Source organism: Ruegeria sp. BJ3 (genome assembly GCF_056535665.1).
On the sequence record NZ_JBQFIT010000001.1, the window covers coordinates 2697097 to 2716823 of the forward strand.

A 19727-nucleotide genomic window follows, 5' to 3' on the forward strand; every position below is an offset into this window, starting at 1 on the left:
CCGGATCGCGGAAAACCGTGCTAGGCTTTGCCCACCCGGCCAATGAATTCGGCCCGGAACGAAAACAGATTGCAGAACAGGGAGTTTTGAAATGTGTGACGTTTGCGTAATGAACGCGGTGAAAGACCGGATGCTGTCGCGTCGATCCTTTTTCAAGGCTGGCGCAGCGATGGCGGCAGGCACGGCGCTTGGGACGGTGGCTGCCCCACCAGCGCTTGCGGCCGGCCATGGCGAGGTGCTGGACATGACCCATGTCTACGATGCCGATTTCCCCACCTATTTCGGCCAGCCGGGGATCGAGGCGACACAGGCCTTCAATTTCAAGGAACATGGCTTCAACCTGTTCAACCTGGCCGTCAACGAACACACCGGCACGCATGTCGATGCCCCGCTGCATTTCTCGGCGGATGGGCAGTCGGTGGACGAAATCCCTGTGTCGAACCTCGTTTGCCCTCTGTGCGTGGTGGACATTGCCGCCCGCGCGGCCGAGGACCCGGATGCGCAGGTGACCCCCGACGATCTGAAGGCGTGGATCGCAGCAAATGGCGACATCCCCGATGGCGCCTGTGTCGCCATGCATTCGGGATGGGCCGGGAAAACCGCGACTCCCGAGTTCCGCAACGCCGACGGCGACGGCAAGATGCATTTCCCTGGCTTCCACGTCGAAGCGGCGCAGATGCTGATCGAAGGAACCGGCGCGGTTGCTCTGGCCGTCGACACGCTGTCGCTGGACCACGGGCCATCGGCTGATTTCGTGACGCATTACGCGTGGCTGCCCACCAACCGTTACGGCATCGAGAACCTGGCCAATCTCGACAAGGTGCCCGCCAGCGGAGCGACGCTGGTGGTCGGCGCGCCGGCCCATCGTGGCGGGTCGGGCGGCCCGGCGCGCATCTTTGCGATGGTCTGAGCATGGCAACGGTTCGCCTGTTGACGGACGAAGAGGTCAGCGCCGAGGCGCTGGCCGTCTTCGATGACATCCGCGCCACCCGCAACACCGATTACATCAACAATTTCTGGCGCGCACTGGCCCACGACCCGGCACTGCTGAAAACGACGTGGGAGCGGCTCAAGACCGTCATGGCCCCCGGCGCGCTGGACCCGCTTGTGAAAGAGATGCTTTATGTGGCGGTCTCGGTCGCCAACAATTGCGAATACTGCGTGTACTCCCATTCGGCCGCGGCCCGCGCCAAGGGCATGACCGATCAGATGCAGGCCGAACTGCTGGCGGTGATCGCGATGGCCAGCCAGACCAACGCCCTGGCCACCGCCTTGCAGGTGCCGGTAGACGACCAGTTCAAGGCCTGAGGCTGCGCCTGTCGGGCCAGACTTGCACCAGATGCACAGCGGCTATTCCCTCAAGTGCCTAGCCGCACTGCAGCATCAGGTCTAAATCTCTTTGGTCACATACAGACCAGAGAGGCCCGCTCATGGCACAGACAAGCACGCACCGCCCTGCAATCCTGAACCTGTTCTCGGCCGTCGCCGATGTGTTCAGTGGCATCTATGATGCTTTGATCCGCATGGGCGAAGCAAATGCCAAGGTCATCAAGATCAAGCAACTCAGCGAGTTGACCGACGAAGAACTGGCTGCGCGCGGCCTCAAGCGCGAAGACATCGTGCGCCTGGTGATGGCGGGCGTCTACTAGGACACGCCCGCACTCTGCATTTCGGCCACGGCCTGCGCCGCCTTGGCATAAGCGGCTTTGCACAGGTCAAAGTCCGCTTCGGTCAGCGCCAGGGACGGATAGGTCTTGCCCGGCGACTTGAACATCCCGTTCTGCATCAGAACCGCATTGAACCGGGTTGCCTTGGCCGTGTCCGCGCGGACCACATGGCGATAATCCCGCACCCTTCCTTCCGTGAACACAATTTCGAACAGGGTCGGATCGCCGATGACGCGATGGGCAACCCCCCGCTTGGTCAGCGCGGCCGAGGCCATGTCTATCAGACGCTGACCATTGGCGCGCAGCCGGTCGTACTGACCGGGACGGCGCAGCACCTCCATCGTCTTGAGCCCGGCCACCGCGGCCACCGGATTGCCCGACAGTGTCCCCAGCTGCATCAGCCACTTCTCTGGCCCAACGGCGGATTTGTCGAAATGGGCCATGATCTCGGCCCGCCCGGCGATCGCGGCCAGGGGAAAGCCGCCGCCGATGATCTTGCCCAGCGTGGCGATGTCGGGGGTCACGCCATACAGCTCCTGCGCGCCGCCATAGGCGAAACGAAACCCGGTCACCACCTCGTCGAAGATCAGCACGATGCCGTACTTGTCGGCCTCGTCCCGCAGAAGCTGCAAGAAACCGGGTTCGGGCGGGATGATGCGTTGCAAAGGCTCGACGATGATGCCCGCGACCTGGTTGCCGTGCTCGGCCAGCAGCGAGCGGATGTAGTCCGGGTCATTGAACGGCGCGATCAGCATTTCGGCCTGAACGCTGGCCGGTATGCCCGCACTGTCGGGAACCGCCTGCGGGAAATTCACCATCCGCGACGGGGCCAGGCTCATCTGCGCCTCGGCGCTCATGCCGTGGTAGCCGCCTTCGAACTTCACGATCTTGTCGCGGCCGGTAAAGGCGCGGGCCAGCCGGATCGCGTACATGTCGGCCTCACCGCCGGACGAGACATAGCGGATCTGATCGGCGCAGGGCACGGCGGCGCAGATCTCCTCGGCCAGCTCGACCGCGCGCGCGTTGTTGGCGAAAAACGTCATGCCCTTGGGCATCTGTTCGGCGACGGCCTCCAACACCTCAGGGTGGCCGTGGCCCAGCAGCATCGGCCCCGAGCCGATCAGCAGGTCGACATATTCCGTCCCGTCTTCGTCCCAGACGCGGCTACCCCGGCCCTCGCGGATGAAGACCGACGGGTCGAAATTGCCAAAGCCACCGCCGGGCAGTACCGCGCGGGCGCGTTGGCCCCATTCGGATTGGCTGAGATGTCGCGGCATGGTCGCCTCCCTAATCCAGTATCACGTCCGGCGCGCCCAGGTATTCGCGGTCGGGCGCGACGCCCAGGCCGGCCCCGTCGGGCGGCGCGATCCGACCGCCCTTGCGGGCCGGGCCATCGGGCGCCAGCCGCGGCGCGACATAGCCCGACAGGTCGCACACGTTCATCAGGCGCGCCGGTTCCGTGGCCGCGCCCAGATGCAACAGGGCGGCGGTGGTGATGTCAGACCCCCAAGTGTCTTCGACGCACATCTTCGCCCCCAGATGCAGGCACAGATCACGCGCGCGGCGCGCCGCCGACAGCCCGCCGAATTTCGACAGCTTCACCGCGACCGCGTCCATGCAGCCCAGCGCATGCGCGGCCAGCAGGCTGGCGGTGTCGTGCGCGCATTCGTCCAGCTTCATCGGCAGGCCGGTGGCAGCGCGCACGCGGGCGCAATCTTCGATCGTGGCACAGGGCTGTTCCAGCATCACATCCAGATCCGCGACCGCCCGCCCCACCCGGCTGGCATCCAGAGACGTGGCGCCGCAGTTCCAGTCGCCATAGACCAGCGGCCCGTCGCCCACCGCCTCGCGCACCAGACGCAGGCGTTCGACATCGGCCTGCCAATCGGCATCCGCGCCCAGCTTGACCTGGAACTGGGTGATGCCCTGTGCCTGCGCCTCGCGGGCGATGCGGGCCATCTCGGCCGGCGCGATGCAGGTGATCGAGTGATAGAGCGGCATCGTCTGCGCCCGCCGACCGCCCAGGAGCGCGTGCAGCGGCAGCCCTGCCACCTGCCCCGTCAGATCCCACAGCGCGATTTCGATTGCCGATTTGGCATAGACATGCCCCGGCAGGTGCCGGTCCAGCCGCGCCATCAACGCCTCGGGTCCGATCGGGTCGGCGCCCAGCAGAACCGCGGCCATGTCCTGAACCGCCGGGGCCACGCCGCGCGCATAGGCGGGCAGGTAATGCGGAATCGGGCAGACCTCACCCCAGCCGGTCAGATCGTCATCGGTGTCCAGCGCCAGAACCACCGTTTCAACTGTGTCGCAGGCCTTGCCGTCGGCCATGTAGTAGGCCTGATGGCTGGTCAGCGGCACATGCCAGAGCGAAATGCGGGTGATGCGTGTCATTGGTACACGGCCTTTGGTTCCCCCAGTAGATCTTCATCCGGGGCGACGCCGAGGCCGGGGGCCTCGGGCAGTTCAAGATGGCCCTGACGGTTGCGTGGACCGCGCCCGCCCGCAACGTCTAGCGTCAGCATGTCCTGACAGGCCCAGACGCCCAGGCGGTTGTGATCCGGGATGGTGGCGGCCAGATGCAGCGCCTCGGTATCGGCCAGAACCGAGCCGCCGGTGGCCATCACATACATGTCGATGCCATGCGCCAGCGCGATGTCCCGCATCCGCGCGGCCTTGGTCAGGCCGCCGACACGGTTAAGCTTGATCCCGAAGACCTCGGCCAGCCCGTCGCGGGCAATGCGCGTGGCATCCTGCAGGGTGACCAGGCTTTCATCCACGCTGACCGGCGCGGAATGCAGGGCCCGGATGGCGGCAATGTCGTCCAGCGTCTCGCCGGGTTGTTCGAACATCACGCCCAGATCCTCGGTGGCCTTCATCACCCGCAGCGCCTGTTGCCGCGTCCAGGCGCGGTTGACGTCATAGAGGATGCGCTCACCCGCGGGGCGGTGCGCCTCGACATCGCGGATGCGTTCTATGTCACGATCCACGTCGCCACCCACTTTGACCGAATGCACCCAATAGCCGCGGCCGCGATAGCGATCCATCACCGCACGGGTTTCCTCGATGGTCTTGGCCCCGACCGATGAGGCGATCGGCGCGGGGCTGCGCGACCCGCCGCCCATCAGATCGGCAATCGGCAAACCGGCCGCCTGTCCGGCAATGTCCCAGCAGGCCATGTCGATCGGCGACTTGGCATAAAGATGCCCGGGCAGCGCGTGGTCCATCACCCGCTCGACCTCCAGAACCCGGCGCGGGTCCAGCCCGAGGACGAAGGGCGCCATGGTCTCGATCCCCGCCCGAATGCCCGGCCCATGCGCGGGTACATAGGTGTGGCCCCATGGCGTGCCCTCGCCCCAGCCGGTCAGCCCGGCATCGGTTTCGATCATGACGAAGGTGGCATCCAGCACCTCGAATTTTAGACGTCCGCCGGAAAGCCAATAGGGATGTTCGAGCGGCAGATCGACGTGAAAGACCGAGATGCGGGTGATCTTCATGCGGCGTCCATTCTGGGCAGGTCGTTCAACCCCTCGCCCCGCCAAAGTACGAAAGTGAGGATCGGCTGATCCCCTGTGGACATGGCGTGGCTTTGCCAACTGGCGTGCCAGCGCGTGCCCTCAGCGCCCACAAAGGTCCGATCTCCGCCAACCCTGAAGACCGCGCCGCCAGCCAGCGTCAGGTACAGCTCCTCGGCCTGGTGGCTGTGCCAGTCATAGTCCAGCCCGGCTCCCCAATAGGCGACATAGCCCCGCAGCTGGGTCGAATGGAAATGACCGGTTGGCCCGAACAGTTCGAAATACCCGTACCGATTTCGGAAATCGGCGCCGACCTCTGCCTCGGTATAGGTTCGTTTCCAGTGGGCAAGATGCGCCGCCGACCGGATCGCCTGAACCAACCCCGTTGTCCGGGGTGATCCGGGTTGATCCAGCGCCTGCACCAGCGGCGTGGCGGGGATCGCCCGCGGTTGCAAACCGGCCGCGGTCAGGTCGGTGGGCCAGGTGCCGAATTCGGACAGCGCCGGCAGGCTCTGATGCAGTTGCCGCGCGGCTTCGAGAACGTTTTCCAGGGTCATGGGATCACCACGATGTTGCCGGTATGTTGCTTGTCGATGAAGGCCTGCTGGGCCTCTCGCAGCTCAGTCAACGGGTAAGTGGCGGCCAAAGCTGGCTTGATTTGCCCATTTTCTATGTATTTCACGACATCAAAGAAGTTCTTCGGCGTGTTCACGGTCGACCCGGTGAAGGTCAGATCGCGCAGATAGAAGGTGCGAAGGTCGAATTGCACGATCGGACCGGCAATCGCGCCCGAACAGGTATAGCGCCCGCCACGCTCCAGCATGTCGATCAGTTTGGGCCACATCTCTCCGCCCACGACGTCGGCGACGACGGTGATCCGGTCCCCTTTCAGCTCGGCTCGCAGGTTTCTGGGGTTGCGCGCCAGAATGCGATCCGGGCCCAGTTTGGCGACCTCGGGGTGCTTGGCCTCACTGGCCATGGCGATCACGCGGGCGCCGCGCAGCTTGGACAGCTGGATCAGCGCCCCTCCCACACCGCCCGAGGCACCGGGGATCAGAACCGTGTCGCCCTCGCCGACCTGCGCCCTGTCCAACATGCCCTCGGCCGTCACATAGGAACAACTGAAGGTCGCCAGTTCGGCATCGCTCAGGTCGGAGTCGATCGCCGCCACGCCGCGGATGTCGGCCTTGGTGTATTCGGCAAAGCCGCCGTCACATTCCGAGCCGAAATATCCCGCCTTGTCGCGGTTCATCGGATCGGACCAGTCGCGCAGCCAGCCCGCCACGATCACCCGCCGGCCGATGATCGCAGGATCGGCCCCCTCGCCCACGGCCACGACCGTGCCGACCGCGTCCGCGCCCTGAATACGCGGGAAGGTCAGGGGCGCGCCGCCCCAGGTGCTGTCGTCGTCGTCCACCTCGGAATAGGCGCCGCCGGTGGTGGCCTCGTCCACCGCCTTGGAATACCAGCCGGTGCGGGTGTTCACATCCGTGTTGTTCAGCCCGCAGGCGCCCACCCTGATCAACACCTCCATCGGGCCGGCTGTGGGGGTGGGCCAGTCCTCGTGCCATTCGTATTTGTCCAGATCGCCATGCCCCGTCAGGACCATGGCCTTCATGGTCTTCGGGATCATTCCGCAGCCTCCATCGCGGCATCGGTGCGGGGCCGGAGGCTTTGCGGGTCATAGGCGGGCGCGCCCAGGATCCGCCCGGGACGCGGCGCGCCGGCGATTACCACCTGCACTTCGGTTCCCGGCACATTGGCCTGCGGTTTGACATAGGCAAAGGCAAGGATCTTGCCGACCGTATGCCCGTAGGCCACCGAGGCGGTGGAACCCACAACCTTGCCGTCCAGCAGGACCGCCTCGCCGCCATGCCCATCGTTCTGGCCATCCGGTTCGATCTCCAGATAAGCGCAGAGCCAGCGCAGATCGGGGTTCAGGGTCCGGTCCTTGCCCAGGTATTCCTTGTCGGTGCGGGCAAAGCGCAGCACGTCGGCCTCGGCCAGGGTGACCTCGTTGGTCAACTCGCCCGCGCCCTTGAAGGCCTTTTCCATCCGCAGCGCGTTCATCGCGAACGACCCGTAATCGGCGATGCCCAGCGGCGCGCCCGCGGCCCAGAGCGTATCGTAGACGGCCAAGGCGCTGTCACGCGGCATGTGCAGTTCCCACCCCAATTCACCGGCATAGGACATGCGGAAAACCCAGAGCCGGTGACCCGCCACGTCGATTTCCTGCGCGGTCAGCCATTTGAAAGCGGCATTGCTCAGGTCGGCATCGGTGCAGGCGGCCAGAACCTCGCGCGCCCTAGGGCCATTGAGGCTGAGCGCGGCCCAGTCGTCGGATCGCAGGATGATATCGACGTTTTCTTCGTCGCGATGCTGGGTCAGGTGATCCAGCATGCGCCGCTCGAAGAAGGCAGCACAGACGAGGTAGTACCGGTCCTCGGCCAGCTTCACGACCGTGGTCTCCAGCTCGATCCGTCCACGGCGGTTGAGCATGTGGGTCAGCGCGATGCCGCCCACCTTTTGCGGCAGGCGGTTGGCGACCAGCCGGTCCAGCAGGACCCGGGCATCCGGGCCGCTTACCTCGACCTTGGTGAAGGCCGAGATATCCATGATGCCGACCGCCTCGCGCACGGCCCTGCATTCGGAGGCGACCATGTCGTGCACCACATTGCGGCGGAAGGAATAATGGTCGCACTGTTCAACGCCATGCTTTGCGAACCAGCGGGGGCGCTCGTGGCCATAGACCTCTTCGAACACCGCCCCCTTGGCTTTCAGCCGGTCATACAGCGGGGACGGCTTGATCGGCCGCCCGGCAAGACGGTTGAAATGCGGAAACGGAATTTCGTGGCGCAGTTTGTAATCCTCATGCGCCTTGGTGACCTGCCAGTCTTTGGTGGCATAGGCCCCGAACCGGCGCGGATCATAGTCGCGCATCGAGATGTCCGCCGCCCCATGCACCATCCACCGCGCCAGTTCGCGCGTCAGCCCCGGGCCCCAGCCGATGCCGATCTGCGTGCCGCAGCAGCACCAATAGTTTCGCACCCCCGGCGCCGGGCCGATCAGCGGATTGCCGTCAGGCGGGTGCGAGATCGCCCCGTGAACCTCGCGCTGGATCCCCAGATCGGCAAAAACCGGCATCCGGTTCAGGCTCTCCTCAAGCCACGGCATAACCCGGTCGTAATCGGCATCGAACAGCCAGTTTTCATAGTCCCACGGGCAATGGTCATGCCAGACCGAATTCGAATTTTCCTTCTCGTAGATCCCGATCAGCCCGCGCTTCTGCTCCATGCGGATATAGCCCGAGACCTTGCGATCATCGCGGATCACCGGCAGCTCGTGATCGAGGTCCTGGAACTGTGGCACCGGTTCGGTCACGAAATAGTGGTGAGTCATCGAGGTCATCGGCAGTTGCAGCCCCGACCATTCGCCCATCTGTCGGGCATAGGTGCCGCCCGCATTCACCACGTGTTCGCAGCGGATCGTGCCCCGTTCGGACTGGACCACCCATTCGCCATTGGCCGCCTGGGTGATGTTGGTGGCCCGGCAGCGGCGGATGATCCGCGCGCCCAGCTGACGCGCCCCCGCCGCCATGGCCATGGTCACGTTCGTCGGGTCCACATGCCCGTCGTCCGGCGTATGCAGCGCGCCCAGAACCCCGTCGAGGTTGTAGAACGGGTGCAGTTCGGCCACGCGGTCGGCACCGACCAGTTCAATGTTGAAGCCCAGCGACCGGCCCACCGACAGGGTATGGCGCAGCCAGTCCATCTCGTCCTCGGTATAGGCCAGCCGAAACGAGCCGCAGCCGTGCCATGTCACCGCCTGCCCGGTCTCGGCCTCAAGCGCACCGGAATAAAGCCCGATGTTGTAGTCCACGCATTTGCCCAGACCAAAGGAACTTGTCGAATGGGTGATCTGCCCGGCCGCATGCCAGGTGCTGCCGCTGGTCAGCTCGGCCTTTTCCAGCAGAACGACATCCGTCCAGCCCTCATGCGCCAGGTGATAGGCCAGACCGACGCCCATGACACCCCCGCCCACGATCACCACGCGGGCCTGTGACGGCAGTTCCTTCCCGGACATGATTTTTCCTCTCACCGAGTCGCATTTCTACTCGACAGGCTAAGGTCACATTTGTACCATCGTCAATCATGAATGACACAAATGTATCAAAAACCGTTCTTGACCGGCTGACCCGTGAATGGGATGCCCTGACGCCCGAGGCGCAGAAGGCCGCCCGCTATGTGCTGGAGAACCCGGCGGATGTGGGCGTTTCGACCGTGCGCGAGATCGCCGAGGCCGCAAACGTGAAACCCAACACCTTCGTCCGCATGGCACGGCAGGTGGGGTTTGAGGGCTACGAGGATTTCCGCGCGCCGTTCCGCGACGCCATCCGGCGTGGCACCGTGTCGTTCCCCGACCGCGCCCGCTGGCTGCAGGAGATCGGCAAATCCGGCGAGTTGGGCGGGCTCTATGCCGATATGGTCGGGGCTGCGATCCGAAATATCGAGGAAACCTTCGCCGGGATCGACGCCACCCGGATGCAGGCCGCGGCCGAGGCGATCTGGACATCGCGGCAGGTTTTCACGCTGGGCGTCGGCGTCAACAACGCGAACGCGCGTAACTTTACCTACCTCGCCTCGACCGGGATGAAGCAGTTCCACGCCGTTCCCCGCCCCGGCTCGACCCCGGTGGACGATCTGGCCTGGGCCGATGAACAGGACGTGCTGATCGCGATGACCTGCCACCCCTACCGGACCGAGGTGATCGAGGCGGTGAAGCTGGCCCGCGAACAGGGCATGACTGTGGTCGGCATTTCCGACAGCCCCGCCAGCCCGGTCGTTCTGAACGCGCAACATGGGTTTGTCGTCGCCGCCGACACGCCCCAGTTCTTTCCGTCATCGGTTTCGACCATCGCGCTGCTGGAGACACTTCTGTCCTTCGTGGTCGCCCTGTCCAGCGATGAAATCGTCGAGCGTGTGGAGCGGTTTCACCGCCGCCGGCACCAACTTGGCCTCTATGCGGAGGAGCCTGAATGACCGCACCGCTGACCCGCTCCTTGGAAGCCCGCTACTACACCAACCCGGCGATATTCGAGCAGGAGAAACAGGGCCTTCTGGCCCGCACTTGGCAATTTGCCGGCCATGTGGCGCAGGTGCGCGAGCCGGGCGACTATTTCGCCTTTGAAATCGCGGGCCAGAACCTGTTCTGCATCCGCGGGCGCGACGGCGAAATCCGCACCTTCTACAACGTCTGCCAGCACCGCGCGCATGAGATGGTGACCGGGGCCGGCAACACCCGCGTCGTCGTCTGCCCCTATCACGCCTGGACCTATGAACTCACCGGGCAACTGCGCGCCGGGCCGAACATCAAATCGGTTCCGGGCTTCGACCGCAGCGCGATCTGCCTGACGCCGGTGCGGACCGAGCTGTTCAACGGCTTCATCTTCGTCAACCTCGACGACGATGCAGCGCCAATGGACGACTGGTACCCCGGCGTGCGCGCGGAAATCCGCGCCTTTGTCCCGCACATTGACGATCTTGAGCCGCTGGAGTGGGTCGAGATCCCCGAAAACTGCAACTGGAAGGTCAGTATCGAGAACTACTCGGAATGCTATCACTGCCCGACCAATCACCCGACTTTTGCCACCGGTGTGGTCAAACCCGAAACCTATGACATTCAACCCGATGCAGGCGGCGGATACGTCCTGCGCCATACCACCGAGTGTCAGAGCCTCGACAAGATGACCTATCCCATCGACCTTTCGGTGCCACATGCGGGCGACTATCAGTCATGGTTTCTGTGGCCGATGTTCTCGTTCCAGTGCTATCCCGGTAATGTGCTGAACACCTATCACTGGCGCGCGCAGGATGCCGATCACTGCACCGTCTGGCGCGGATGGTACACCGAGGGCGGGTCCGAAAGCGCGGTGATCCGCCAACTGGCGGTGCAGGACCGGGAAACCACCGTCGAAGAAGACATCCGGCTGGTTGAAAGCGTGCATCGCGGCCTGAAATCGCGCGGCTATCGCCCCGGCCCTCTGGTGCTGGACCCGGCTTGCGGCGTAATGTCGGAACATTCGATCGCCCGCTTGCAGCAATGGATGCGCGAGGCGGTAGATACAAATGCAAGCGGAGTAGACGATGGCCGACATCTTTGACGAAGACCTTTTCCTGAAAGGACTGGCACAGCGCAAGGCGACGCTGGGCGACGAATACGTGGAACGGAACCTGGCCGCGGCGGACGAATTTACCCGCCCGTTTCAGGAGGCCATGACAGCCTGGTGCTGGGGCTTTGGCTGGGGGGACGAGGTGATCGACCCCAAGACCCGCTCGATGATGAACCTGTCGATGATCGGTGCCTTGGGCAAGATGCACGAGTGGGAGATCCACTGTCGCGGAGCCCTGAACAACGGCGTCAGCAAGGAGGAAATCCGGGCGATCATCCATGTCGTCGGCATCTATTGCGGCGTCCCGCAGGCGCTGGAGTGCTTTCGCGTGGCGCGCAAGGTTCTGACCGAGGCCGGTCAGCTTTAGCCGGTTCCTGTCCCGAAGATCGAGATCGCCCGCCCCCGTGCGGGTTTTCTCATGTCAGCACAAATACGTTACTGAATTTCGATTTGATGCCCAATTGCGTTACATTTTTCTTGCCGCGAATCGCTTCCGGGCGTATTACCCGACCAAACGGTCACTTATTGACCCCGGACGCAAGACACGAGGTTCTGACGCATGGACGCATTCATCTGCGACGCACAGCGCACCCCGATCGGACGCTATGGCGGGGCCCTGTCCCAGGTTCGCACCGACGATCTGGCCGCGATCCCGCTGGTTGCGCTGAAAGAGCGGAACCCGCAAGTGGACTGGGCCAGCCTGGATGACGTGATTCTGGGCGATGCCAACCAGGCCGGCGAAAGCAACCGGAACGTGGCGCGCATGGCCGCCCTGCTGGCCGGCTTCCCGGTTCAAGTGCCCGGCACCACGATCAACCGCCTGTGCGCCAGCGGCATGGATGCGGTCGGCATGGCCGCTCGAGCCATCAAGGCGGGCGATTATGACATGGCGATTGCCGGTGGCGTCGAAAGCATGTCGCGCGCGCCCTTCGTGATGCCCAAGGCCGCCAGCGCCTTTTCCCGCGCCAACGCGGTCTATGACACCACGATCGGCTGGCGTTTCGTGAACCCGAAGATGCAGCAGATGTACGGCACGGATTCGATGCCGCAAACCGCCGACAACGTGGCCGAGGACTATGACATCAGCCGCGCCGATCAGGATGCCTTTGCAGCGCGCAGCCAGGCCCGCTGGGCGGCGGCGCATCAGACCGGGGTGTTCTCCGAGGAAATTACCCCCGTCACCATCCCCCAGCGCAAGGGCGACCCGCTGGTGGTGGACACCGACGAACATCCCCGCCCCGGCACCACGGCCGAAAAGCTGGCAGGCCTGAAGGGCGTCAACGGGCCGGACAAGACGGTGACGGCAGGCAATGCCTCGGGCGTCAATGACGGCGCCGCGGCCATTCTGCTGGCCAACGAAGCTGCCGCGCAGAAGAACGGCCTGACCCCGATGGCCCGTGTCGTGGGCATGGCGGTCGCGGGGGTCGAGCCTCGGGTCATGGGAATCGGCCCGGTCCCGGCCACCCGCAAAGTGCTGGCCCGCACGGGGCTGAGCATCGAGCAGATGGATGTGATAGAATTGAACGAAGCTTTCGCGGCCCAGGGTCTCGCCACCCTGCGTGAACTTGGCGTGGCCGATGATGCACCCCATGTGAATCCCAATGGTGGTGCCATCGCCATCGGCCATCCGCTGGGCATGTCCGGCGCGCGGCTGGTCATGACGGCGGCCTATCAGCTGCGCCGCACCGGCGGGCGCTATGCCTTGTGCACCATGTGCGTGGGCGTAGGCCAAGGCGCCGCGCTTATTCTCGAACGCGTGTAAGGGAGGAGACCCGACATGTACGCTCAGATGATCAAGACGGCAGGAACAGGCGTCAAATCCCGCGAGGAAATGACCGAGCAGGAACGCGCCTTTCAGGACAAGATCGACGCCGACATCAAGATCGAGCCCAAGGACTGGATGCCCGACGACTATCGCGCGACGCTGATCCGCCAGATCGGCCAGCACGCCCATTCCGAGATCGTCGGACAGCTGCCCGAAGGCAACTGGATCACCCGCGCGCCCACGCTGGAACGCAAGGCGATCCTGCTGGCCAAGGTGCAGGACGAGGCCGGGCATGGCCTGTACCTGTACTGCGCCGCCGAAACCCTGGGCGTCAGCCGCGACGAACTGACCGAGATGCTGCTGGACGGGCGGATGAAATACAGCTCGATCTTCAACTATCCCACGCTGAACTGGGCCGATATCGGCGCGGTGGGCTGGCTGGTCGACGGGGCGGCGATCATGAACCAGGTGCCGCTGCAGCGCACCTCGTTCGGGCCGTATTCGCGCGCGATGATCCGCATCTGCAAGGAAGAAAGCTTTCACCAGCGCCAGGGCTATGACGCGATCCGCAAGATGGCCGAGGGCACGCCTGAACAGCGCAAGATGGCGCAGGACGCGCTGAACCGGTTCTGGTACCCGTCGCTGATGATGTTCGGCCCGTCCGACAAGGACTCGGTGCATTCGGCCCAGTCGATGGCGTGGAAGATCAAGATCAACACCAATGACGAGCTGCGCCAGAAATTCGTGGATCAGACTGTGCCGCAGGCCGAGTATCTGGGCCTGACCATCCCTGACCCGGACCTGAAGTGGAACGAAGAGCGCGGGCATTACGATTTCACTCAGCCCGACTGGTCGGAATTCTTTGACGTGATCAAGGGCAACGGCCCCTGCAACACCGACCGCCTGGCCGCCCGCAACAAGGCCTGGGACGAGGGCAAATGGGTGCGTGACGGTCTGCTGGAACATGCCCGCAAGAAACGCGCCCGCAAGGTCGCAGCCGAATAACCTGCCCGATAGGAGGACACCTGATGAAAAACGAATGGCCCCTGTGGGAAATCTTCATCCGCGGCCAGCACGGCATGAGCCATCGCCATGTCGGCTCGCTGCACGCACCCGACGCCGAAATGGCGATCAAGAACGCCCGCGACGTCTATACCCGCCGCAACGAGGGCGTCTCGATCTGGGTGGTCGAGGCCAACAACATCACCGCCAGTTCGCCCAGCGACAAGGGCCCGCTGTACGAGCCCAGCGAAAGCAAGGTCTACCGTCATCCGACCTTTTTCGACATCCCCGAAGAAGTGGGGGCGATGTGATGACCCGCGACGAGGCATTCCTGCAATTCCTGCTGCGGATGGGGGACAGCACGCTGATCCTGGGCCATCGCGTCAGCGAATGGTGCGGCCATGCGCCGGTGCTGGAGGAGGACATCGCGCTGGCCAACACCGCGCTGGACCTGATCGGCCAGACGCAGATGTGGCTGGGCCTGGCCGGAGAGGTTCAGGGCGAAGGCAAGTCCGCCGACGATCTGGCCTTTCTGCGCGACGCTTGGGATTTCCGCAACGTGCTGCTGGTCGAGGTGCCCAACGGCGACTTCGGCCGCACCCTTATGCGCCAGTTCCTTTTTGATGCCTGGCACTCGATCATGCTGGGCCGGTTGCTGAAATCGTCCGACGACCGGGTCGCGGCGATTGCCGAGAAGGCCAGCAAAGAGGTCGCCTATCACCTGGAACGGTCCAGCGACACGGTGGTCGGACTGGGCGACGGCACCGAAGAAAGCCACAGGCGCATGCAGGAGGCGCTGGACTACCTCTGGCCCTATGTCGGTGAGATGTTCGCCAGCGACGACGTCGATGCCGAGATGGCCGCCGCGGGTATCGCACCCGACCCGGCCAGCCTGCGCGAGGAATACGACGCGCTGGTTCGGCGCGTGCTGACCGAGGCCACCCTGACCATTCCCGACAGCCGCTTTTCCCACAAGGGCGGCCGCGACGGGCGCATGCATACCGAACATCTGGGCCATCTGCTGACCCAGATGCAATGGCTGCAGCGGGCCTATCCGGGCACAACCTGGTAAAGCCCGATGAACCGCGCCACCGTAGAGCAGGTCTGGGAATGGCTCGACGCCGTACCCGACCCCGAGATCCCCGTGATCTCGGTCGTCGATCTGGGAATCGTGCGCGATGTGACATGGGAAGGCGACACGCTGAAGGTTGCCGTGACGCCCACCTACTCGGGCTGCCCGGCGACCTCGGTCATCGCGATGGACATCGAAACCGCCCTGCGCGACCACGGCATCGACAAAATCAAGCTGGAGACCCGCATCTCTCCGGCCTGGACGACCGATTGGCTCAGCGACAATGGCCGTGCGAAGCTGAAGGACTATGGCATCGCGCCGCCGCAGCCCGCAGGCGGACCCGACCGCTGTCCGCATTGCGGCAGCACGGCAGTTGAAAAGGTCAGCCAGTTCGGCTCGACCCCGTGCAAGGCGCATTGGCGCTGCACCGATTGCCTGGAACCCTTCGACTATTTCAAGTGCATCTGAGGAGGACCGGATGGCACGTTTTCACGATCTGGAAGTCACCGACATCCACAAGACCATCCGCGACGCGGTCGTGGTCACGCTGAAGCCGGTGAACGGCGCGGCCGAGGAATTCGACTTTGTCCAGGGCCAGTACCTGACCTTCCGCCGCGAATTTGACGGGGAAGAGCTGCGCCGCTCCTACTCGATCTGCGCGGGCAAGGATGACGGCGTTCTGCAGGTGGGCATCAAACGGGTCGAGGGCGGCGCCTTTTCGACCTGGGCCAACACCGAACTGGAAGTGGGCGACAGGCTGCAAGCGATGCCACCGATGGGGGCCTTCCACACGCCGCTGGACCCGTCCGCGCACCGGCAGTACCTGGGCTTTGCCGGCGGGTCGGGCATCACGCCCGTACTGTCGATCCTCAAGACCACGCTGGCGAGCGAGCCGAATGCGCGCGTCACGTTGGTCTATGCCAACAAGGGCGTGAACACGATCATGTTCCGCGAAGAGCTGGAAGACCTGAAGAACCAGTACATGGGCCGCCTGAACGTGATCCATATCCTGGAAACCGACGCGCAAGAGATCGACCTGTTCACCGGGCTGGTGACCAAGGAGAAATGCGCCGAGCTGTTCCAGCACTGGATCGACGTCGAAAACACCGACACCGCCTTCATCTGCGGCCCCGAGCCGATGATGCTGGGCATTGCCGAGGCGTTGCGCGAACACGGGCTGGACGACAGCCAGATCAAGTTCGAGCTGTTCGCAAGCGCCCAACCCGGCCGCGCCAAACGCAAGCAGGGCGATGCCGCCAGCGCCGCGCAGGCCAACCAGACCCAGGCGCGGGTCACGCTGGACGGCGCCACCCAGACCATCACCATGCCCAAGGACCAGACCATTCTGGATGCGGCGCTGGAAAACGCGATGGACGCCCCCTATGCCTGCAAGGCCGGGGTCTGTTCGACCTGCCGCTGCAAGGTGATCGAAGGCGAGGTCGAGATGGTCGCCAACCACGCGCTCGAGGATTACGAGGTCGAGAAAGGCTATGTGCTCAGCTGCCAGGCCTACCCGCTGACCGACAATGTCGTCGTCGATTACGACCAGTAAAGGGAGAGGGACCATGGCCGAAGACATGAGCATCGAAAGCTACCTAGCGGCAGGCGGCGTTCTGACCAACCCGACCAATGTGCCACCCCGATACCGGGCCGAGCTGATGAAACTGATGGCGACCTTCGTCGATAGCGAACTGGCCGGTGCGGCTGGGTTTGCGGACATCATCAACCAGGGGCCGGGCATCAAGGAACGCATCGCGGCGGCGAAGATCGTTCTGGAAAAGACCGACAATGCCGACCGCGTGCTGAAGATCATGGGCGAGTTCGGCGCGGATACCGACCGCTATGCCACGCATCACCCGTGGACCGCCCGGCTGGACCGTTCCGCCGATATCGGGGCCACGCGCAGCGAACATGACATGCGCCTTGCGGTCTTCAACTATCCAATCGAAGGCTGGACCGATGCGGTGGTGATGAACCTGCTGATGAGCCGGGCCGTGGGCGTGCAACTGGCCGAGTTCGCGCTGGTGTCCTATCAGCCGCTGGCCGAGGCGTTCCGCGCTATCGCCCCGATCGAGGCGCATCACGGTGAATTGGCCCTGGAAGGCGCGGTCAAGCTGTTGGAACAGGGCGCGGCGCCGGCGATGCGGGAATCGGTCGATTACTGGTGGCCCCGGGTGGCCGCAGGTTTCGGAGCGGGCAACCCCGAGCGGATGGAAAAGCTGCGCCAGATGGGCCTGCGCCGGGCCTCGGGGGTCGAACTGAAAAACCGCTGGCTGGCCGAGGCCGCAGAGGTCGTCACGCGGCTGGGCCTGCGCACCCCGTGATCACCGCCCGCTGGGGCGGCTGATCAGGCCGTATTTCCGGGCAAGCGATCGCAGGCCGCGACGCCTTGACCGGGCCAGCTTGCCCGTGCCCGCGTCACGCGCACCCGCTTTGCGGTTGAATTCATAGACGTCGATGATGCGCTCGGCGCAGCCGCAGGCCTCGCCCATCCCGACCTTGGCGAAATAGAATTTGTCGAACCGTTCCGGTTTTTGCATGGCGCCCTCCGACCGCAAGTAAACGCCAAGACACCCGCGAAAGCCAAATCACAATGCCGGCAGGGCCGGAGCTACAGCGCCTTGACGCCCGACAGGGTCAGGTTGCTGACCAGCGCGGCATAGTCCCGGCGCGCCTGCGCATCGGCACCGGAATTCCACATGTAGTACCAGTTCAGCATACCGAAGACCGACATCGTGGCCGACCGCAGCTTGGCTCCGTCGCCCTGGAACACGTCGGGTGCGACCTCGGACAGGATCCCGCTGAGGAAATTCACCATGTCGCGCTGATACCCGCGCAACAGGCGCTGCTGATCCTCGGGCAGAGCCGACATGCCGCTGGTCTGGACCCGGTGTTCGTCATCCACACCCTGATAGGCCAGCAGGATCTCGGCCACCACGCGGTGCAGTTTTTCGGGCGGGCTCAGGCCTTCAATCTCGAGACCGCAGATCAGGTCGCGCAGTTCCCGCAGATAGGTCTCGAGAATGTCGAACAGGATCGCGTCCTTGCTGTCATAATAGTGATAGATGTTGGCCTTCGAGATCCCGCATTCGCGCGCAAGCTGGGTCATCGAGGCGCGGTCGAAGCCTTCGCGGGCAAAGACCCGCGCCGCCGATTTCAGGATCTGCGCGCGTTTCTGGTCGTGATCTTTTGCAATCGTACGGGCCAAACCTCACTCCTTGTCTCGGTTGTCGACGACGCGCTTGGCCTTGCCCTGGCTGCGCTCGACATCGCCGGGGTCCCCTACAACGATCTCGGTGGAAACGCCAACGATGTCCTTGATCCGCTTGGTCAGCATCCGCGCGGCGGCGGTCTTGCTGAGCTCATCCGCCGCGTCGGGCATCGCCTCGACATAGACGCGCATCGCGTCCATGCGGCCGGATTTGTACAGCTCGATCTGGTAATGCGCGGCGATGCCGCCGGTGGCCATGACCTGTTCCTCGATCTGGCTGGGGAAGACGTTGACCCCGCGCAGGATGATCATGTCATCCGAGCGACCCGTGATCTTCTCCATCCGCCGCATCGAGCGCGCGGTGCCCGGCAGCAGCCGCGTCAGGTCGCGGGTGCGGTAGCGGATCATCGGCAGGCCTTCCTTGGTCAGCGTGGTAAAGACCAGCTCGCCCATTTCGCCGTCGGGCAGAACCTCGCCGGTCTGCGGGTCGATGATCTCGGGGTAGAAGTGATCCTCCCAGATGACCGGGCCGTCCTTGGTTTCCACGCATTCGTTGGCGACGCCCGGCCCCATGATCTCGGACAGGCCGTAGATGTCGACGGCGTGCATGTCAAAGGCCTGCTCGACCTCTTTGCGCATCGCATCCGTCCAGGGCTCGGCCCCGAACACGCCCACCGACAGCGAGCTTTCGCGCGGGTCCATCCCGACCTTGTGATACTGCTCGAGGATGTTGAGCATGTAGGACGGCGTGACCATGATGCCGTCGGGTTTGAAATCGGTGATCAGGGCCACTTGTTTCTCGGTCTGACCGCCGGACATGGGAACCACTGTGGCGCCCAGTCGTTCGATGCCATAGTGGGCGCCCAGACCGCCGGTGAACAGGCCATAGCCATAGGCGTTGTGGATCATGTCGCCCTTGCGCAGACCGCTGGCGCGCAGGCTGCGGGCCACCAGATCGGCCCAGTTGTCGATGTCGTTCTTTGTATAGCCCACCACGGTCGGCTTGCCCGTGGTGCCGGACGAGGCATGCAGGCGGATGATCTGCTCGCGCGGAACGGCGAACAGGCCGAACGGATAGTTGTCGCGCAGGTCGTTCTTGTAGGTGAAGGGGAACTTGGCCAGATCGCTCAGCGTCTGCAGATCGTCGGGATGCACCCCGGCCTCGTCGAACCGCTGCTTGTACATCGGCACGTTCTCATAGGCATGGCGCAGCGACCATTTCAGGCGGTCCAACTGCAAGCTGCGGATTTCATCGATCGACGCGATCTCGATCGGGTCAAGATCCGCTTTGTTCGGGGTCAGATCCTTCATGATGTCCTCCTCACC

22 protein-coding genes are annotated in these 19727 nt (G+C 64.2%); 13 read left to right on the forward strand and 9 right to left on the reverse strand.

Annotated features, from left to right (window positions below):
* Positions 1 to 91: 91 nt before the first annotated feature.
* From ACR3EL_RS13510 to ACR3EL_RS13520, 3 genes are all read left to right on the forward strand, one after another.
* Positions 92 to 910, forward strand: coding sequence for a cyclase family protein (locus ACR3EL_RS13510; RefSeq protein ID WP_170357027.1), 819 nt, complete (start codon positions 92 to 94; stop codon positions 908 to 910).
* 2 nt (positions 911 to 912) lie between these two features.
* A complete protein-coding gene (locus ACR3EL_RS13515; protein ID WP_170367815.1) occupies positions 913 to 1308 on the forward strand; it encodes a carboxymuconolactone decarboxylase family protein in 396 nt (131 codons plus the stop codon).
* Positions 1309 to 1430: 122 nt separating this feature from the next.
* Positions 1431 to 1649, forward strand: coding sequence for a hypothetical protein (locus ACR3EL_RS13520; RefSeq protein ID WP_093964526.1), 219 nt, complete (start codon positions 1431 to 1433; stop codon positions 1647 to 1649).
* Here the strand turns inward: ACR3EL_RS13520 and ACR3EL_RS13525 are convergent.
* From ACR3EL_RS13525 to ACR3EL_RS13550, 6 genes are read right to left on the reverse strand one after another with little or no spacing between them, the layout of a single operon-like run.
* A complete protein-coding gene (locus ACR3EL_RS13525; RefSeq protein ID WP_480721936.1) occupies positions 1646 to 2944 on the reverse strand; it encodes an aspartate aminotransferase family protein in 1299 nt (432 codons plus the stop codon). The genes ACR3EL_RS13520 and ACR3EL_RS13525 overlap by 4 nt on opposite strands.
* 10 nt (positions 2945 to 2954) lie before the next feature.
* Positions 2955 to 4061: a mandelate racemase/muconate lactonizing enzyme family protein gene (locus tag ACR3EL_RS13530; RefSeq protein WP_480721938.1), complete on the reverse strand. Its 1107-nt coding sequence runs from the start codon at positions 4059 to 4061 to the stop codon at positions 2955 to 2957.
* Positions 4058 to 5164, reverse strand: coding sequence for a mandelate racemase/muconate lactonizing enzyme family protein (locus ACR3EL_RS13535; RefSeq protein ID WP_222457278.1), 1107 nt, complete (start codon positions 5162 to 5164; stop codon positions 4058 to 4060). Before ACR3EL_RS13535 ends, ACR3EL_RS13530 begins: the two co-directional genes overlap by 4 nt.
* Positions 5161 to 5739 carry a dimethylsulfonioproprionate lyase family protein gene (locus ACR3EL_RS13540; RefSeq protein WP_170339758.1) on the reverse strand — a complete coding sequence of 193 codons (579 nt, stop codon included), beginning with the start codon at positions 5737 to 5739 and terminating at the stop codon, positions 5161 to 5163. The genes ACR3EL_RS13535 and ACR3EL_RS13540 overlap by 4 nt, the downstream gene beginning before the upstream one ends.
* Positions 5736 to 6815, reverse strand: coding sequence for an alcohol dehydrogenase family protein (locus ACR3EL_RS13545; protein WP_217358607.1), 1080 nt, complete (start codon positions 6813 to 6815; stop codon positions 5736 to 5738). Before ACR3EL_RS13545 ends, ACR3EL_RS13540 begins: the two co-directional genes overlap by 4 nt.
* Entirely contained in the window at positions 6812 to 9265 is a 2454-nt protein-coding gene (locus ACR3EL_RS13550; RefSeq protein ID WP_170339757.1) for an FAD-dependent oxidoreductase, read from the reverse strand. Before ACR3EL_RS13550 ends, ACR3EL_RS13545 begins: the two co-directional genes overlap by 4 nt.
* 68 nt (positions 9266 to 9333) lie before the next feature.
* Between ACR3EL_RS13550 and ACR3EL_RS13555 the strand changes: the two genes are divergently transcribed.
* The 10 genes from ACR3EL_RS13555 (at position 9334) to ACR3EL_RS13600 (ending at position 17514) form a co-directional block, all read left to right on the forward strand.
* Positions 9334 to 10221 carry a MurR/RpiR family transcriptional regulator gene (locus ACR3EL_RS13555; RefSeq protein WP_480721943.1) on the forward strand — a complete coding sequence of 296 codons (888 nt, stop codon included), beginning with the start codon at positions 9334 to 9336 and terminating at the stop codon, positions 10219 to 10221.
* Positions 10218 to 11342 (forward strand): aromatic ring-hydroxylating oxygenase subunit alpha, encoded by a 1125-nt coding sequence (locus ACR3EL_RS13560; RefSeq protein WP_170339753.1) that lies wholly within the window; start codon positions 10218 to 10220, stop codon positions 11340 to 11342. Before ACR3EL_RS13555 ends, ACR3EL_RS13560 begins: the two co-directional genes overlap by 4 nt.
* Positions 11326 to 11718, forward strand: coding sequence for a carboxymuconolactone decarboxylase family protein (locus tag ACR3EL_RS13565; protein ID WP_170339751.1), 393 nt, complete (start codon positions 11326 to 11328; stop codon positions 11716 to 11718). Before ACR3EL_RS13560 ends, ACR3EL_RS13565 begins: the two co-directional genes overlap by 17 nt.
* 192 nt (positions 11719 to 11910) lie before the next feature.
* Positions 11911 to 13113, forward strand: coding sequence for a 3-oxoadipyl-CoA thiolase (gene pcaF / locus ACR3EL_RS13570; protein ID WP_170367803.1), 1203 nt, complete (start codon positions 11911 to 11913; stop codon positions 13111 to 13113).
* A 15-nt stretch (positions 13114 to 13128) separates the two neighbouring features.
* Entirely contained in the window at positions 13129 to 14121 is a 993-nt protein-coding gene (gene paaA, locus ACR3EL_RS13575; RefSeq protein ID WP_170339747.1) for a 1,2-phenylacetyl-CoA epoxidase subunit PaaA, read from the forward strand.
* Positions 14122 to 14144: 23 nt separating this feature from the next.
* Positions 14145 to 14429: a 1,2-phenylacetyl-CoA epoxidase subunit PaaB gene (paaB, locus tag ACR3EL_RS13580; protein ID WP_005978248.1), complete on the forward strand. Its 285-nt coding sequence runs from the start codon at positions 14145 to 14147 to the stop codon at positions 14427 to 14429.
* Positions 14429 to 15190 (forward strand): 1,2-phenylacetyl-CoA epoxidase subunit PaaC, encoded by a 762-nt coding sequence (gene paaC, locus ACR3EL_RS13585; protein WP_480721947.1) that lies wholly within the window; start codon positions 14429 to 14431, stop codon positions 15188 to 15190. The genes paaB and paaC overlap by 1 nt, the downstream gene beginning before the upstream one ends.
* Before the next feature lie 6 nt (positions 15191 to 15196).
* Complete coding sequence (gene paaD / locus ACR3EL_RS13590; protein ID WP_480721949.1) at positions 15197 to 15658, forward strand: 1,2-phenylacetyl-CoA epoxidase subunit PaaD; 462 nt, start codon at positions 15197 to 15199, stop codon at positions 15656 to 15658.
* A gap of 10 nt (positions 15659 to 15668) precedes the next feature.
* On the forward strand, positions 15669 to 16742 hold the full coding sequence (locus ACR3EL_RS13595; RefSeq protein ID WP_480721952.1) for a 2Fe-2S iron-sulfur cluster-binding protein: 1074 nt from the start codon (positions 15669 to 15671) through the stop codon (positions 16740 to 16742).
* Between the two features lie 13 nt (positions 16743 to 16755).
* Complete coding sequence (locus tag ACR3EL_RS13600) at positions 16756 to 17514, forward strand: Phenylacetic acid catabolic protein (protein ID WP_480721955.1); 759 nt, start codon at positions 16756 to 16758, stop codon at positions 17512 to 17514.
* On the opposite strand, the gene ACR3EL_RS13605 is transcribed toward ACR3EL_RS13600, so the two are convergent.
* The 3 genes from ACR3EL_RS13605 to paaK all read right to left on the reverse strand — a co-directional run bounded on the left by ACR3EL_RS13605 (position 17515) and on the right by paaK (position 19712).
* Positions 17515 to 17730, reverse strand: coding sequence for a hypothetical protein (locus ACR3EL_RS13605; protein WP_170390801.1), 216 nt, complete (start codon positions 17728 to 17730; stop codon positions 17515 to 17517).
* A gap of 71 nt (positions 17731 to 17801) precedes the next feature.
* Complete coding sequence (locus ACR3EL_RS13610) at positions 17802 to 18398, reverse strand: TetR/AcrR family transcriptional regulator (protein ID WP_170436209.1); 597 nt, start codon at positions 18396 to 18398, stop codon at positions 17802 to 17804.
* 3 nt (positions 18399 to 18401) lie between these two features.
* Entirely contained in the window at positions 18402 to 19712 is a 1311-nt protein-coding gene (gene paaK / locus ACR3EL_RS13615; RefSeq protein ID WP_170339734.1) for a phenylacetate--CoA ligase PaaK, read from the reverse strand.
* Positions 19713 to 19727 lie beyond the last annotated feature (15 nt).